The organism is Neorhizobium descurainiae, assembly GCF_051400715.1.
Classification (GTDB): Bacteria; Pseudomonadota; Alphaproteobacteria; order Rhizobiales; family Rhizobiaceae; genus Neorhizobium.
The window spans coordinates 105,474-121,370 of the sequence record NZ_JBLFFK010000002.1; the positions used below are offsets into that span (position 1 = coordinate 105,474).

The 15,897-nt window shown below is 61.9% G+C and carries 11 protein-coding genes; 3 read left to right on the forward strand and 8 right to left on the reverse strand.

The window, feature by feature from the left end; all coding sequences use genetic code 11:
• Positions 1–84 precede the first annotated feature (84 nt).
• Positions 85–3,168, forward strand: coding sequence for a benzoylformate decarboxylase (gene mdlC / locus ACMGE0_RS04125; protein ID WP_436814603.1), 3,084 nt, complete (start codon positions 85–87; stop codon positions 3,166–3,168).
• 91 nt (positions 3,169–3,259) lie between these two features.
• Here mdlC and ACMGE0_RS04130 read toward each other — a convergent pair whose 3' ends face one another.
• The 4 genes from ACMGE0_RS04130 to ACMGE0_RS04145 form a co-directional block, all read right to left on the reverse strand.
• Positions 3,260–3,718 (reverse strand): DUF3237 domain-containing protein, encoded by a 459-nt coding sequence (locus ACMGE0_RS04130; RefSeq protein WP_436814604.1) that lies wholly within the window; start codon positions 3,716–3,718, stop codon positions 3,260–3,262.
• 9 nt (positions 3,719–3,727) lie between these two features.
• Entirely contained in the window at positions 3,728–5,023 is a 1,296-nt protein-coding gene (locus ACMGE0_RS04135) for a TRAP transporter large permease (RefSeq protein ID WP_436814605.1), read from the reverse strand.
• On the reverse strand, positions 5,020–5,520 hold the full coding sequence (locus tag ACMGE0_RS04140; RefSeq protein WP_436814606.1) for a TRAP transporter small permease: 501 nt from the start codon (positions 5,518–5,520) through the stop codon (positions 5,020–5,022). Before ACMGE0_RS04140 ends, ACMGE0_RS04135 begins: the two co-directional genes overlap by 4 nt.
• A gap of 74 nt (positions 5,521–5,594) precedes the next feature.
• The gene (locus tag ACMGE0_RS04145; RefSeq protein WP_436814607.1) at positions 5,595–6,629 is read right to left on the reverse strand and encodes a TRAP transporter substrate-binding protein; all 1,035 of its coding nucleotides are present in this window, start codon (positions 6,627–6,629) and stop codon (positions 5,595–5,597) included.
• A 546-nt stretch (positions 6,630–7,175) separates the two neighbouring features.
• Between ACMGE0_RS04145 and ACMGE0_RS04150 the strand changes: the two genes are divergently transcribed.
• Positions 7,176–8,564 carry an FAD-binding oxidoreductase gene (locus tag ACMGE0_RS04150; protein WP_436814608.1) on the forward strand — a complete coding sequence of 463 codons (1,389 nt, stop codon included), beginning with the start codon at positions 7,176–7,178 and terminating at the stop codon, positions 8,562–8,564.
• A gap of 52 nt (positions 8,565–8,616) precedes the next feature.
• Here ACMGE0_RS04150 and ligM read toward each other — a convergent pair whose 3' ends face one another.
• The 4 genes from ligM to ACMGE0_RS04170 all read right to left on the reverse strand — a co-directional run bounded on the left by ligM (position 8,617) and on the right by ACMGE0_RS04170 (position 14,297).
• The gene (gene ligM, locus ACMGE0_RS04155; RefSeq protein WP_436814609.1) at positions 8,617–10,023 is read right to left on the reverse strand and encodes a vanillate/3-O-methylgallate O-demethylase; all 1,407 of its coding nucleotides are present in this window, start codon (positions 10,021–10,023) and stop codon (positions 8,617–8,619) included.
• A 188-nt stretch (positions 10,024–10,211) separates the two neighbouring features.
• Positions 10,212–11,306, reverse strand: coding sequence for an ABC transporter ATP-binding protein (locus ACMGE0_RS04160; RefSeq protein ID WP_436814610.1), 1,095 nt, complete (start codon positions 11,304–11,306; stop codon positions 10,212–10,214).
• 85 nt (positions 11,307–11,391) lie between these two features.
• A complete protein-coding gene (locus ACMGE0_RS04165) occupies positions 11,392–13,158 on the reverse strand; it encodes an ABC transporter permease (RefSeq protein ID WP_436814611.1) in 1,767 nt (588 codons plus the stop codon).
• Between the two features lie 77 nt (positions 13,159–13,235).
• Positions 13,236–14,297: an ABC transporter substrate-binding protein gene (locus ACMGE0_RS04170; protein WP_436814612.1), complete on the reverse strand. Its 1,062-nt coding sequence runs from the start codon at positions 14,295–14,297 to the stop codon at positions 13,236–13,238.
• Between the two features lie 524 nt (positions 14,298–14,821).
• Here ACMGE0_RS04170 and ACMGE0_RS04175 point away from each other — a divergent pair.
• Positions 14,822–15,748, forward strand: a complete 927-nt coding sequence (locus ACMGE0_RS04175; protein ID WP_436814613.1) for a LysR family transcriptional regulator — start codon at positions 14,822–14,824, stop codon at positions 15,746–15,748.
• Positions 15,749–15,897: the final 149 nt, after the last annotated feature.

Genomic DNA, 15,897 nt, shown 5'->3' on the forward strand with positions numbered 1-15,897 from the left:
CGAGGCAGGGTGCTATCTGCGACACTGATATGCCATGATGCGCGCTCAGGATGTATTCCTGAAGGCCGGGAGGAGGCCTCAAGCATGAACAAGATGACGCGGGATTTCCTGTCCGGCAGCACGAAGCTGCACGGGCAGACGGTCAGCGAAGCGGTTTTCGATTTTCTGAGGCAGAAGGGCATCGACCGGATCTTCGGCAATCCCGGCTCGACCGAACTGCCGATGTTCATGAACATTCCGGAAGATTTTTCCTATGTGCTCGGCCTGCAGGAATCGATCGTCGTCGCCATGGCGGACGCCTATGCGCAGGTGAGCCGCAGACCGGCCTTCGTCAACCTGCATTCCGCTGCCGGCCTCGGCCATGCGCTCGGCAATATCTATACCGCCTATCGCAATCGCGCGCCGCTGATCATCACGACAGGCCAGCAGAGCCGCGAACTCCTGCCGCACGATCCCTTCCTGTTTGCCGAAAGCCCGACGGATTTCCCGAAACCCTACGTGAAATGGGCCTGCGAACCGGCTCGCGCCGAAGACGTGCCGGCGGCGATCGCGCGCGCCTATCACATGGCAATGCAGGCGCCGCGCGGCCCGGTCATGGTTTCGGTCCCCTTGAGCGACTGGCAGGCGGAAGCCAGGCCGATCGCCATCCGTGACGTGGAGACGGTGATCAGCGCACCGGCAGAGGCACTCGACAGGCTCGCCGGGGAATTGAACGAGGCGAAGGAGCCGGTGCTCGTCGTCGGCCCGGGTGTCGATCTCGACGATGCCTGGGATTCGACGGTCCGGCTTGCGGAAATCCTGCAGGCCAACGTCTGGGTAAGCCCGCTTTCCTCGCGCTGCAGCTTTCCGGAGCGACATCCGCTCTTCGCCGGTTTTCTGCCCGCCTTTCAGCCGAAACTCACGCAATGCCTCGGCAATGCCGACCTCGTGCTGGTCCTCGGCGCGCCGGCCTTCACCTATCACTTCGCAGGCTCCGGCCCGGATGTCCCGGAGGGAGCGGAACTCCGGCTCATCACCGACGATCCTGCGCAGGCGGCAAACGCCATCACCGGCAATGCGATGGTCTCGAACCTTCGCGCGGCCACCCAAGGCCTCGTCTATCGCCTGCGCTGCCGATCACAGCGCACCGACTTGCCGGCGCGTGTCATTCCCCGGCTGAAACAGCCGAAGCGCATCACCCAGGATTTTTTCTACCAGACGCTTGCCGACGTCCGTTCGCCGGACAGCATCGTCTTCGAAGAAGCGCCCGGCGGCCGCGACGCGTTGCACGACTTCTTTCCGATCGAGCGGCCGGGCGGGTTTTTCGCCACGGCCAGCGGCGGGTTGGGTTATGCCCTGCCCGGCTCCGTCGGCGCCGCGCTGACGAAGCCTGAACAGCCGGTTATCGCGGTCATCGGCGACGGATCGAGCCTCTATTCGATCCAGTCGATCTGGTCGGCCGTCGAATACGACGCGAACCTGCTGATCGTCATCCTGAACAACGGCGGCTACAAGGTCCTGAAGGCCATAGCCGAAAAGGCCGGTTCCGGCCGTATCGACGGCGTCGACATCGGCCACATGGATTTTGTTAAGATCGCGGAAGCGCAGGGCTGCAAGGCCGTCCGCTGCGATGAGGGAGAAGAACTGGCATCGTGCCTGCGGTACCTTCTCAGCATGAAGGGACCGCGCCTTTTGGAAATCATTCTGTCAGAGGAGGAGACTGAGATGAATGTGGCAGTCAGAAACGAGAATGTGCTGAAGACCCCGGAAAAATTCTTCATCAACGGCGAATGGGTGACCCCGTCCGGAACCGCCAAGCTCGACGTCATCTCGCCGGTGACCGAAGAGCTGCTCTTGAGCTATCCGGAAGCCGGCAATGCCGATATCGACAAGGCCGTGGCGGCCGCCCGCGACGCCTTCGACAACGGCCCCTGGCCGCGCCTGAGCAACAAGGAGCGTGCCGGCTATCTGCGCAAGGTGGCCGAACTGCTCACCGCCCGCCTGGACGAGATCGCCAATGCCTGGACGACCCAGGTCGGCGCGCCGATCTTCCTGACTAAGAAGCTCGTCGGCCAGAACCCGGGCCTCTTCACCTACTATGCCGATCTGATCGAGAAGGACGATTTCGTCAGCCATCGCAAGCGCGCCGACGGCGGCGAAGTCCGCGTCGTTCGCGAACCGGTCGGCGTTTGCGCCGCGATCACGCCGTGGAACGCACCGATGGTGCTTTTGAACTACAAGGTCTCGGCAGCACTCGCCGCGGGCTGCACCGTCGTCGCCAAACCTTCGCCGGAAACGCCGCTGGAAGCCTATATCCTTGCCGAATGCATCGAGCAGGCAGGCCTGCCCAAGGGCGTCTTCAACCTCGTGCCGGCAGGCCGCGAAGGCGGCGATTATCTCGTCCGCCACAAGGGCATCGACAAGGTCTCGTTCACCGGCTCGACGATTGCCGGCCGGGCGATCGCGGCCGCGTGCTCCGAGCGCCTCGCCCGCTACAGCTTGGAACTCGGCGGCAAATCCGCAGCCGTGCTCTTGGATGACGCCGATTTCACCAAGGCGCTGCCGAGCCTGATGGTCTATTCCATGCCGATCACCGGTCAGGTCTGCTTCTCGCTGACCCGTATCCTGGTGCCGGAATCCCGCAAACAGGAATTCACCGACATGTTCGTCGGCGCGGTGAAAAACATCAAGGTGGGCGATCCGGCCGATCCGACCACCCATATGGGACCGCTCACCATGGCCCGCCAGCTCGCCCGCGTCGAAGGCTATATCGCCGCCGGCCGTGAAGGCGGCGCGAAGATCGCCTGCGGCGGCGGCCGTCCGGCCGGTTTCGACAAAGGCTACTTCATCGAGCCGACCGTCTTTACCGACGTGACGATGGACATGAAGATCGCGCAGGAGGAAATCTTCGGCCCTGTCGTGTCGATCATCAGCTACAAGGACGAGGACGAGGCCGCGAAGATCGCCAACGACACCATGTACGGCCTCTCCGGTGCGGTCTTCACCGCCGATCCGGAACGCGGCTACGCCTTCGCCCGCAGAATGCGCACCGGCAGCGTGACGGTGAACGGCATGATCGTCGATATCCATCATCCCTTCGGCGGCTTCAAACAGTCGGGCATGGGCCGCGAAGGCGGTCCGGAAGGCCTAGAAAACTACTTCGAGGTCAAGACGATCCACATGGCGTGAAGGCGGTCCGTCTGATCGCACAAGATAAAAAAGGCCGCCGGGATGAAATCCGGCGGCCTTTTCCCCCTTCCGTACTCCGGTGGATCGTTGATCAGAGCACTTCGAAGATGAAAACCCTTACGGAATTGGCCAAGCGCTCGCCGGTGCCGATGAACATGGTGCGGTTGAGCCAGGAATAACGCGGGTCGCCCGTCTGGAATCGCGGGTTGGTGCGCATGTAATAGAGCGCCGGATCGACCGTTTCTCCTGCCGCGAGCTGCGCCAGCACCTCCGGCGGCCCGTGCCGGAAACCGAAATTGCGGATGTCGATCATCGCTCCGTCATGGGTCTCGATGACATAACGGGTATCGAGCTCCGCATAGCCCGCATCATAGATGTTCTGCCAATCCGCGCCGAGATTGAGGATACGCCCCGAAAGGCGCTCCCCGTCCACGGTTCCGCCGATGATCGGGATGATCCGCCAGCGGACGCCCGGTCCGCCTCCCTTCTCGATCGGCGGGCCGAGGTCGGCACGGATTTCGCAGAGCGGTCTGAGGCCGGGAGCCTGCATCATCTCCTCCTATCGCATCGTCGTCGGCAGCCAGAGCGCGATCATCGGGAAGATCACGAGCAGGATGAGGCGGATGATGTCCGTCAGGATGAAAGGCATCACCCCGCCATAGATCGTGGTGATCTTCACATCCTTGGCTATCGAATTGATGACGAACACGTTGATGCCGACCGGCGGCGTGATCATCCCGAGTTCGCAGGCGACGACGATGATAACCCCGAACCAGATCGGATCGAAGCCGAGATGGACTATGACCGGAAACACGATCGGCACGAGCAGGATGATCATCGCCATCTCGTCCATCAGGGCACCGGCGATGAAGAAGATCAGGAGAATCAGCGCCAGCGTGCCGTAAGGTCCTAGATCCATGGCCACCAGGAACGCCGTCAGCTTCTGGGGCGACTGGGTGATCGCCAGGAAATAGCCGAACAGGATGGCGCCTATCAGCACGCTGAACAGCGAAACGGAGGTGCGAAGCGATTCCACCAGGCTCGCCATGATGAGCTTGGTGTTGAGCCGTCCGCGCAGCACCCCAATGACCATGGTCAGCAGCGCACCGACGGCCGCCGCCTCGGTCGCGGTGGCGACGCCCAGATAGATGACGCCGATCACCGCAATGAACAGCAGCAGGACGGCCCAGACGTCGCGGAGCGAGGCGATCGCCTCCTTGAAGTCAAAGGTCTTGCCCGGCGGCAGGCGCTTGCCGTGGGCGATCAGCACAGTCGCCATATACATGAGCGTCGCCATGATGCCGGGGACGATACCGGCCATCAGCAGCTGGCCGACATCCGTCTCGGTCAGAAAGGCATAGACGACCATCATCACCGATGGCGGGATCAGAATGCCGAGCGTCCCGCCGGCGGCGATGACGCCGGTCGAGGTGGCGTCCGCATAGCCCGCCTTGCGCATTTCCGGCAGCGCGATGCGGGTCATGGTGGCGGCGGTCGCGATCGAACTGCCGCAGATCGCCGCAAACCCCGCGCACGCGGCGATCGTCGAAAGCGCAAGGCCGCCCCGGAATTGCCCGAGCCAGGCATTGCCGGTCCTGAACAATTCCCGCGACATGCCGGAATTGGTAGCGAACACGCCCATCAGGATGAAGAACGGCACCAGCGTCAGGTTGAAGTCGGTGATGACGCGGATCGGCGATGTGGTGAGAAGATTCAGCGCTGGAGCAATACCGCGCACGGAGGCGAAGCCGAAGACGCCGACGAGCCCCATCGCGACACCGAGTGGCACGCGCAGGCCCATGAGCACGAACATGGCGACGAAGCCGCCGATGGCAACGAGATCAGCGGTATTCATACGCCATGGCCCTCGAGCGGATTGGGTTCTTCGGATTTGCGTCGCAGGAACGGCACCACGGCCGTGGTGACGACGGCGGACGCACAGCCGAGCCAGATAAGACCGATGAGAGGCCACACCGGAATGCGCAGGTCGAATGTGGCTTCGTTGCTGCGATAGGCGCTGGTCAGGCGGAAGAACATCATGTAGGCGAGCATCGCCGTGAACGCGAGCAGCGAAGCCCAGGCGATGAAATCAAGGACGCGGCGCCCCCTGGGGCCGAGCGGCTCATAGAGCAGGTCCACCGCGATATGCCCGCCGCGATACCCGAGCGAGGCGAAACCCCACATCATGCAGGCCCCGATCAGATAGCGGGAAAGGTCGAAAGAATCCGGTATCGCCCAGGAAAAGACGTAGCGGCCGACTGTGGAGGCGACGATCAGGATCGTGCACAGGCCCAGCAGAAGGCCGGCGATCATATCGACTGCTTCGGTGAAGCGTTCGAGATATCGGTTCATAGCGTGAGCTCGAAATACGAATGACGGGAAAGACAGGCGCCGCAGCGGCGCCTGTCCTGATCGATCCGGGACGTTTATTTCACGTCTGCATTGTATTTCTTGAGGGTCTCGCCGAGGCTCGCCCAGGCCGCCTTGGAGTCGATCCCGGCCTTGGTCGCAGCCGTCTCCCATTCACCCTGGAGGGAAGCGGTCGCCTTCTTCCAGATCTCCACCTGATCGGGCGTCGGCTTGTAGAACGTGTGGCCGCCGGCATCGAGCATCTTCTGGCGGCCGGCCGCTTCCGCATCCGCCCATTTGCTCGCCATCTTCTCCGCCCATTCGGGCGTGCAGTGATCGTCGATCACCTTGCGATCCTGCGGTTCGAGGCCGTCGATCTTGGCCTTGTTCATCACGAAGGCGAAGGTCGTGACGTAGAACGGCATGTCGAGGTGATGCGTCGTCACGTCCTGCAGGCCGAACGTGTAGATCGAATTCCAGGGCGACGCGGTCATGTCGGCGGCCCCCTTGGAGATCAGCTCGCGCATTTCGCCGGCCGGCACCTGCACGGAGGCCGCACCCAGCGAATTGACCAGGCGGGCCATGGTGGCATGCGCCGGGCGGATGTTCTTGCCCTTGAGATCGGCCGGAACCTGGATCGGCCCCTTGGTTCCATGCAGCGTGCCCGGATCATGGATATGCACCATGCAGACATAGACGTCGCTCATCTCCTTGGCGGAATACTGGCGATACCATTCGTCGAGCGCCCGCGAGCCTCCTTTGGCATTGGAGATCAGGAACGGAATTTCGCCCGCGGCAAGGATGGGGAAACGGCCCGGCTGATAGCCCGGATTGATGAAGCCGATATCGACAATGCCGTCACGCGCCATATCGTAATGGTCGGGCGCCGCACCGAGCTGCGAGGCCGGATAGATGGTGATGTTGATGCGCCCGCCGGACGCCTCGCTGATCGATTTCGCCCAGGGCTCCATCCCGCCCGGCTGCAGGGCATGGGTGGCGGGCACCCAATGCGACAAGGTCAGTTCCACTTCGGCGGCCCGTGCAGTTGTGACCGGCGCCGCGGCAGCCAGAGCTGCGAGGCAGGCCGAAGCGAGCAATGCCTTCAGTTTCATGCGTTTCTCCTCCCGTTGAAAATGAAGTCGGCGGGGCTCCCTCCCCGTCCGGTCGATGAGCTATTCGCATCCTCACGTTAAGAAAGAAGGCTGCAAACGGACATCGATCTGGCGGTCGAAACCGACCTTGCCATGGGCATGGCAGACGCAACTGTGACGACCAGTCGTGTATACATCGATTTCCTCCCATGCCCGATTTACCAAGGCGATCCGTTCTCCCCCAATATCGCCTATTCGAGCATTCGAATTTCAGCACATTGCAGCCGAAACGACAAGTTGTCATTTGGGTTGGGGACACAAAAATCAGGCATCCTGAGATTTTTCAGACAGGCTCTTCACCCCCGGCTCAAACTGTTTAGAATGATCCAGAGAACCGCTCGTGCATACATGTAGCTGGCGGGAGGAATGTCGCGCGACGGGAGGCGCCGCGCCTAGGGAGTATCTGGCCAGACCGCTGATGCGGCCGGCTGGGATACATTTACCGGCATCGTGACATTCGGAACGCTTCGATTTCGTCGGTGCGAACGTCAGGGAGGAGAAAAGCATATGGATGATCTCATCACATCCGCCAGCAAAGCCATTGCCGAGCTCAAGACCGTTCTCGGTGACCGGCTGGTGACATCGGCTTCGGTTCGCGACCACCACAGCCACGACACGTCGCGCCTGAAGCCTCACCTTCCCGATGCCGTCGCCTTTCCGCGCACCGAAGAGGAAGTACAGGCGATTGTTTCCGCCTGCGCCGCACACGGTGTGCCGGTTGTGCCGTTCGGCGCCGGCTCCTCGATGGAGGGCCATACGATCCCGATCCGCGGCGGCATCTCGCTCGATACCCGCGAGATGAACCGGATCATCGAAATCCGCCCGGAAGATCTGCTCGCCGTCGTGCAGCCGGGCGTCACGCGCAAGCAGCTCAATGTAGACTTACGCGAAACTGGCCTGATGTTTTCGGTCGATCCGGGCGCGGATGCCTCGATCGGCGGCATGGCCTCGACCCGCGGCAGCGGAACCACCGCCGTGCGCTATGGTACGATGCGGGAAAACGTGCTCGCTCTCCGGGTGGTGACACCGGACGGGACGGCGATCCAGACCGGCTCCCGGGCGCGAAAATCCTCCACCGGCTACGACCTCACCCATCTCTTCGTCGGCGCTGAAGGCACGCTCGGCGTCATCACCGAGCTTACCGTCCGCCTGCATCCGATCCCGGAAGCGGTTTCGTCGGCGATCTGCTCCTTTCCGACGGTCGCGAACGCCGTGGAAGCCGTGATCGAAGCCGTTCAATACGGCATTCCCGTCGCCCGCGTCGAATTCCTGGACGAGGTGGCGATCGCCGGCGTCAACAATTATTCGAAGCTCGCCCTCCCCGTCGCGGCGACGCTTTTCTTCGAATTCCACGGCACCCGGGCCTGGGTCGAGGAACAGGCGCGCCTCGTCGAGGAGATCACCAAGGGACATGACGCGATCGCCTTCCGCTGGACGGCGGATGCCGACGAACGTGCAAAACTCTGGCAGGCCCGCCACGACCTCTATTGGGCGACCAAGGCGATCATCCCCGGCTACGATCTTTATACCGGCGATATCTGCGTGCCGATCTCGCGGCTTGCCGAAAGCATCGTCGCGGCGCGTGCCGATATCGACGCCTCGTCGCTGAAAGGCCAGATCATCGGTCATGTGGGCGACGGCAATTTCCACACCGCCTATCTGATCGATCCGAATAATCCCGCGCATCTTCAGGAAGCCGAGGAAATGGCCGACAGGCTCGTCGAGCGTGCGCTTGCGGCCGGCGGCACGGCAAGCGGCGAGCACGGCATCGGCATGGCGAAGCTGAAGTTCATGCGCCGGGAACACGGCAAGGCAGTCGACGTGATGAAGAGGATCAAGGCCGCGCTCGATCCGCTGGGCATCATGAATCCCGGGAAAATGGGCGACGCCGGGTGAAACGGAAAACGGCGCCCGAAGGCGCCGTTCCCGTATTGGCCTTGGGAGGCAGTTAGACCTTTTTGGTGCGCCAGCTTTCGGCGTAGTTCTCGCGGGCTTCGCGGGCATAGGGCGTCGGCGAAACGCGGACGCGGATTTCCGCCTGCTTGTGCCCCTTTTCGATCGAGGTCTTGTCGGTACCGCCGTTCGGTTCGCCCCAGATGAGCGTCAGCACATCGCCTTCCTGGATATCCGGATCGACGACGCCGAGCGACAGCATGCAACGCTCGTTGTAGCTGTAGCCGTTGAACATCGACATGCCGACGACCTTGTCGCCATGCATGATCCGGTCGGCGCTGGACGAGGCATAGTTCGGCTGCGGCAGGTCGATCCACTTGTAGGCCTCACCGCCCGGCACGAAGTTCGAGGCGATGACCTTCATCACGTCCTCGGCATTCCACTCGAAGGTGACCTTCTTGCGTTGCGGCTTGCCCTTCATCGCCTCGAGAGCGGCACGGCCGACGAAGTCGTGGTCGAACTTGATGTAGATGCCGTAACCCAGCTCGTACGGGTTGACGTAATAGTCCTCGATATTGTCGGAGACGAGGCTGCCGCCGATCGATCCGGTCGCTTCATAACTGTCTTCCGTCAGCCAGTCGCGATAGCCCTTGAGCTCCTCGCCGGTATAGATGGCCGGCAGCGGCGACGGAATCCAGCCCGATTCCAGCGTATTGGTGGAATAGGCGCGCGCACCGACGAGATAGAGCTCGACGCCCGCGTCCTTGGCGGCCTTGACGATGATGTCGCGCACCTCGTCCTTCTCGGCATAGGGACCCCATATTTCGAGACCCGGGGCGCCGGCCATGCCGTGGCGCAGTGCCTGGACCCTCTTGCCGCCGACATTGATCCAGTCGACATGGAAGAACTTGATGTCCGGGATCGGGCCGCCGTTCATCTTCTCGAAGATCTTCGGCGCATCCGGCCCCTGGATCTGGAAGCGGTAATGAACGCGGGTGACGAGCTTGCCGTCCGGACGCGACGGAGACCGCGGGTCATGGGTGAGCTTGACATTGTGCTTACCGAGCGAGGCGTTGTAGCGCAGCCAGTTGGCGGTCGGCGCACGACCGACGAGCACGAACTTCTCTTCCGTTTCACGGAAGATGATCATGTCGCCGATGACATGGCCGGCCGGCGTGACCGGAACATAGTGCTTGGCGCGATCGACGCCGAAATTGGCAAAGCTGTTGATCGCCAGGCTTTCGAGGAATTTCGCCGCATCCGGACCTTCGACGATCAGTTCGTCCATGTGGTGCGACTGATCGAAGAGAACGGCAGACTGGCGCCACGCGACCTGTTCGGTGCGCCAGTTGGAAAATTCCGGGGCGACGACCGGATAGATGTACATGCCGATGCGCGAATTGCGCAGCATCTCGACGGTATTGCCCTTCTCTTTCAGGATCTGGGTCAGATTCTTGAGCATTTCTCCTCCTCACTCGATTGTGCCTGTGGTCCTGGGCGCAAGTCCACCGTCGCCCGGAGCAATTCATCGAGAACATCTATGTATACATAAACCAATCGACATCCAATTAGAAATGGATGAAGGCCATAATTTCCTTGCAACCAGCGCCAATCCATAATGGACGTGTACACACGACGGGATGGAGGTTCCTAATTACGGACCGCCCAGGCCGCGTCCGAAGGTGCCGCGACCGTCACCGGCCGGCCGATGCCGACATCCGCCAGCGAGGGCGTTTCCACATGCAGCGTCTGGGCCGGGGTCTTGACCATGATCGAGCGATGCGGACCGCGGAAGATCGCCTGGGAAATCTCGCCCGACCAGGAAAGCCCGCCGTTCGCCTCGCCGGTCTCCCGGATCTGCAGGTTTTCCGGCCGCACCATGACGGTGACATCCGCGCCCTTCGGCATTTCGGTCGCTGCATGACATTCGCCGGACCAGCCCTGCCCTTCGACATCCAGCTTGTAGTACTGGCCGCCGTTCGGGCGACAATCCCTGACCTTCGCGTCGAGCAGGTTCGGCGTGCCGAAGAAGGCGGCCACCTGCCGGTTTTCCGGCCGGCGGTAGATGTCTTCCGGCGCGCCCACCTGCAGGATCTTGCCCCCGTGCATGACGACGACCCGATCGGAGAGCGCCATGGCTTCCGACTGATCGTGGGTCACGTAGAGCGCGGTGATCTTCAGCCGTTGCTGAAGCGCGCGGAAATCGTCACCCATCTGGGTGCGCAGCCGCGCGTCGAGGTTGGAAAGCGGCTCGTCGAGAAGCAGCACCTCAGGTTCGAAGACGAGCGCGCGGGCGATCGCGACGCGCTGCTGCTGGCCGCCCGAAAGCGCCGGCGACGGACGTTCCGCATATTGCTCCATCTCGACCAGGCGCAGCGCATTCATCACCCGGTCCTGAATTTCCTTGTCCGGACGGCGGCGGATTCGCAAGGGGTAGGCGACGTTGTCGAAGACCGTCATATGCGGCCAGATCGCATAGGACTGGAAGACCATCCCGAGGCGCCGCCGTTCGGAGGGCACGAAATAGCCTTTGTCCGCATCCGAGACCACATTGTCTCCGATCGAGATGCGCCCGCCGGTGTTCTTTTCGAGCCCCGCCACCATGCGCAGCGTCGTCGTCTTGCCGCAACCCGACGGCCCGAGCAGCGTGACGAATTCGCCGCTCTTGATCTTCAGGTTCACGTGATCCACGGCCGTGATCGCGCCATACATGCGGGTCACGTTTTCGAGCGTTACCGAAGCCATATTTCTCTTCCTTGCCGAGCGCGGATTTCGAAATCCGCTGACTGAATATCGATTGTTGCCGGCAGCCGCAGCCGCCGGGTCGGGTTCAAAGCTTGCTGATGCGGGCCTTGATGAACCGAAGCTGCACCCAGCGGAACAGGATGACGAGCAACATCATCATCAGACCGATGACGCTCACCTGTTCGGCATTGCCGTTCGCCCAGAGCTTCAGGAGCACGACGGCCAAGGTCTCCGAACCGACCGAATAGAGCAGGATCGATGCGGAGAGTTCGCGCATGATGCCGAAGAAGGTGAGCACCCAGCCGACGGCGAAAGCGGGCCAGGCAAGCGCCACGAGAATGCGCCAAAGGGTCTGCAGCCAGCTTGCACCGTGAACACGGGAGCATTCCTCCAGATCGTAGGAAAGCTGGTGGTAGGAGCCCGTCATCACGCGCACCGCGACCGGGGTTCCGAGCGCGATATAGGCAAGCAGCAGCGCCCAGATGGTGCCGTAGATCGGGATCGGCCCCGGCAGCATGGCAAAAGCCCAGAGGAAGCCGACGCCGAGAACCATGCCCGGCATCATCCAGGGGAGCCAGGCCATGCCGTCGATCAGGCTGCGGCCCCGCCACTTGGTACGCACCGAGATATAGGCCACCACGGCGCCGAGCGCCATGGTCGCGGTCGCACCGAGCAGGCCGAGCATCATCGTGTTGCGCACGGCCCGCCAGAACTCGGAATTCGAGAAGACCGCCCTGTAATGCTCCAGCGTCAGCATGTCGTAGGTGTAGAACCCGAAGAACCGGAAGAAGGAGCCGAGCAGAAGCTGGCCGACCGGCAGGACGACGGTGACGAAGAAGAAAAGGATGCAGATCGCGAAGGTCACCCACCGCCAGGGGCCGAGCTCCATCACGTTCGGACGGAACCCCTTGCCGGTGACCGTCTGGAAACTCTTGCCGCGCAGGATCGCCCATTGCGCGATGACCAGCAGGAACATCAGCCCCATGATCGCGAAGGAAAGCGACGTCGCGTACTGGTAATCCGGCGTCGCGCGGTGGTTGATCGCCTCGTAGATATCCGTGGTGATCACCTTGATGCCGGCCGGCAGGCCGAAGAACAGCGCCGACTCGAAGGTCTCGATGCCCTTGATGAAGCTCAGCATGAAGGAACTGGTCAGCACCGGCAGCATCAGGAGCAGCGTGATCTTGCGGAATGTCGTGAGCCGCGAGGCGCCGCACATGCGGCTCGATTCCTCGAGCGACGGGTCCATCGCCCGGAAGGCGTCGACCATGAACAGGAAAAGGAACGGGATCGAATACTGGCACATGTGCCAGATGACCCCGCCATAGGAATAGATGTTGATGAGGGGGTCCTGCGCGCCGGTGAGCCAGCGCCATACCATGTTGATGACGCCGACCTGCGGATTGGCGAGCATGCCCCAGGCCATCGCGGTCAGGATCGGCGGGATGAAGAAGGGCAGCGTGATCAGCACTTCCAGCGTCCCGCGGAACGGCGTGTCTGTGCGCGCGACGACCCAGGCGAGAAATACCGCGATCGTCAGCGACGGAATGGTCTTCGCGAGCGAAATGCCGACCGTGTTGGCCAGAACGATGAGGTTCTGGGTCGTCATGATCGAGCGATAGCCGTTAAGGTTGAACTCGCCGGCCATTCCGGGAGGCGTCGAATGCAGGCTGCCGTAAAGCAGCATGGAGAGAGGATAGATCGTCAGGAAGCCGAGGATTAAGATCAGCACCAGCATGCCGATCAGGCGCGTCAGGGAGCCGCCCGAAAAAGCGCGCGTGATGGCATTGCCGCCGAGAACCGGCGCGGTGTCGTTGATATCGTCCAGGGAGCGATTATGGATAATCGTCATAGGGATCCTCGCTGCTCCGATGTCATGTCATGGGAAAGCGTCTCCGCCGGATCGCATCCGGCGGAGACGCCGCAATGTCACTTGAAGATGTCCTTCGACTTCGCGAGCATCTCGTTCTGGCGGGTCGTGTCCGTCGTGCCATAGAGCTTGGCTTCCGAAATCGCCTTGACGTCGGCCGGCAGGCCTTCGGTCATACCGTCAAGCACGGGGCCATAGCCAAGACTTGCGTAGATCCTCTGCACGACCGGTCCCTGCATGAAGTCAAGGTAAAGCTTCGCCGCGTTCGGATGCGGTGCCTTCTTGAGCAGCACGTTGCCGTAGAGCACGTAGGGCACGCCTTCTTCCGGAATGATGAACTTGACCGGCAAGCCCTTCAGATCCGAGAAGTCGGTCATGATGACCGGTGTGTAGATGGAATATTCGCCGCGCGCCGTACGGCGCTGCGATTCACGCTGGTCGCGGGTGAAGACCAGTTTCTGCTCGGCGACCTTCTTCACATAGTCTTCGCCGATCTTGGTATAGGTCGAGAAGAACCAAAGATAGCCGGCGCCGATCGCGCGCGGATCGTCGGAAAGGATCTTGCCCCGCCATTTCGGATCGGCGAGATCCTTCCAGCTCTTCGGTTCGTCCTCCGGCTTGACGAGGCCGGTATTGATCATGATGCCATAGGGAATGGTCATGACCGACGCCATCGGCACCTTGAGCTTGAACCTGTCGTTGATCTTCTGAGAATTCGGCGTCACCGGCAGCGGATCGACCGATTTGTCCTCCTTGTCGTAGAGCATGGTCTGCCCTTCGCTGGTGAACATGACATCGGCAGCGAAACGCCCGGCCGCCTGCTCGACGCGGACACGCTCGCGGATTTCGCTGGCACGCGCTTCGAGAATCTCGACGTCGATGCCGTATTCCTTGGTGAAGGCCTCGGCGATCGCCTTGGTGCTCGGCTGGCCCACAAGGGCGGTATAGAGGACGAGCGTGCCCTCCTTCTTGCCCGCTTCGATCACTTTCTGCCATTCGGCGTCCTGCGCCTGGGCCGGCAGACCTGCCACCGCCGCAATGGCGATGCTGCCCGCGGCCGTCAGAAAAAACCGGCGCGACCAATTCCGAATGGCCAAAGTCATGAATGTCGTTCTCGTCACGTATCTCTCCTCCATAGAACCGACGATGGAGCGCGATGGCGAATTCCGGCATCGACGCTGAAACTGTCTGCGGCTACCCCGCCGCTATGTCCTTCTCCACTTCACGACGCCGCTTTCCCGCACGGCGCCGTCACTTCCGCCTGGCTCGGAGAACCCCGGCGGGATGTGCGTCCTCATTCAGTCTCTGCCGCTTATCGGCCGGGGCCGCAGCGATCTGACGCACTTGCATGACAAGCTCCCTGATACGTGCCGTACCATACGGCACGAGAAGCCTTCCGTTCGGGCAAGATCGGCCTCCGCCAACTGAAACTCCCTGGTTCCGGATTCCGATCCACGACCTGTCTTCCGCCAGCAGAACGGCGGCGCAGGGCACCGGAATTTCCTCCAGTGCTAGATTGACCTTTTCCCTTGCAGTGGAAAAGCACCATTTTTTTACATTCACTTTTCTCGAAAATAGAAAGATGAATCGTGCTAGGTTTTCAACGGAGGACCGCCTTATCGGGCGGCTTGGGAGACTTAAAGCATTGGATACGCTCATCAATATCCGCACGTTCCTGGCTGTCGCCCGGTCCGGCAGCTTTTCGGCGGCCGGGCGCCATCTCGGTGTCGCGCCGTCCGTGGTGACGAAACGCATCAGCCGCCTGGAGGACGAAATGCGGGTGAAGCTCTTCGTCCGTTCGACCCGCCAGCTCATCCTGACGGAGGTTGGCGAGCGTTACCTGCCGCGCTACCAGTCATTGGTGAAGGAGATAGACGATGCGATCAGCGGCGCCGCCGCGGTTGCCCAGCGCATCGAGGGGCATCTGCGGATCAAGGCGCCGACCACCGTGACGATCGCTTTCCTCGCTCGCATCCTCAGCGATTTCCAGCAGGAAAACCCCAACGTCACCATGGACCTCGCGCTGGTCGACCGATCCGTCAACCCGGCGGAAGAGGGATATGACATCGCGCTTGGGGCGCTTCCGGCCTCCTATTCCAATGTCATCGACGAGCCGCTCTGTCCGTATCCGCGGAAGCTCTGCGCCGCCCCGTCCTATCTCGAAAGCCGCGGCATCCCGAAACATCCCCGCGATCTCGTCAACCACATCTGCCTCACATTTCACGCGACGGGCTCGACCTGGTCTTTCCTGAGTCCAGGCGGGCCGATCGACGTGGAGGTACGCTCCGCCTTTAGCGCCAACGATACGCAGATACTGCACGACCTGGCTTTGCGCGGCCGCGGCATCGCCATGGTAGCAAGCTACGTCGCCGAGGAATCGATCCGCACCGGCAGGCTGATCGAACTCATGCCGGATTATCCGGTAGCGGAGCTCTGGCTGAAAGCGCTGATCCCCCAGACTCAGGCCCGCAAGCCCAGCGTCCGGGCGGTGATGGATTGGTTGAAGGTCCATATGCATGCCTCGCTGGTAAGCGGCGACAGATCGGCCCGCGACACGGCATCTTTGCTCTAGGAGCAAAAGCAAAGGCCATTCAGCTTTCTCGTTTTGCGAAAGCCGCTCGGACGAAAAAGAGTATTCTCACTCGCCCGACCGCCCCTTACCCTCCCAAATCGAGGAAACGCATCACGGATGCGATGAGCGGCAGCCACCCTGATGGCGCC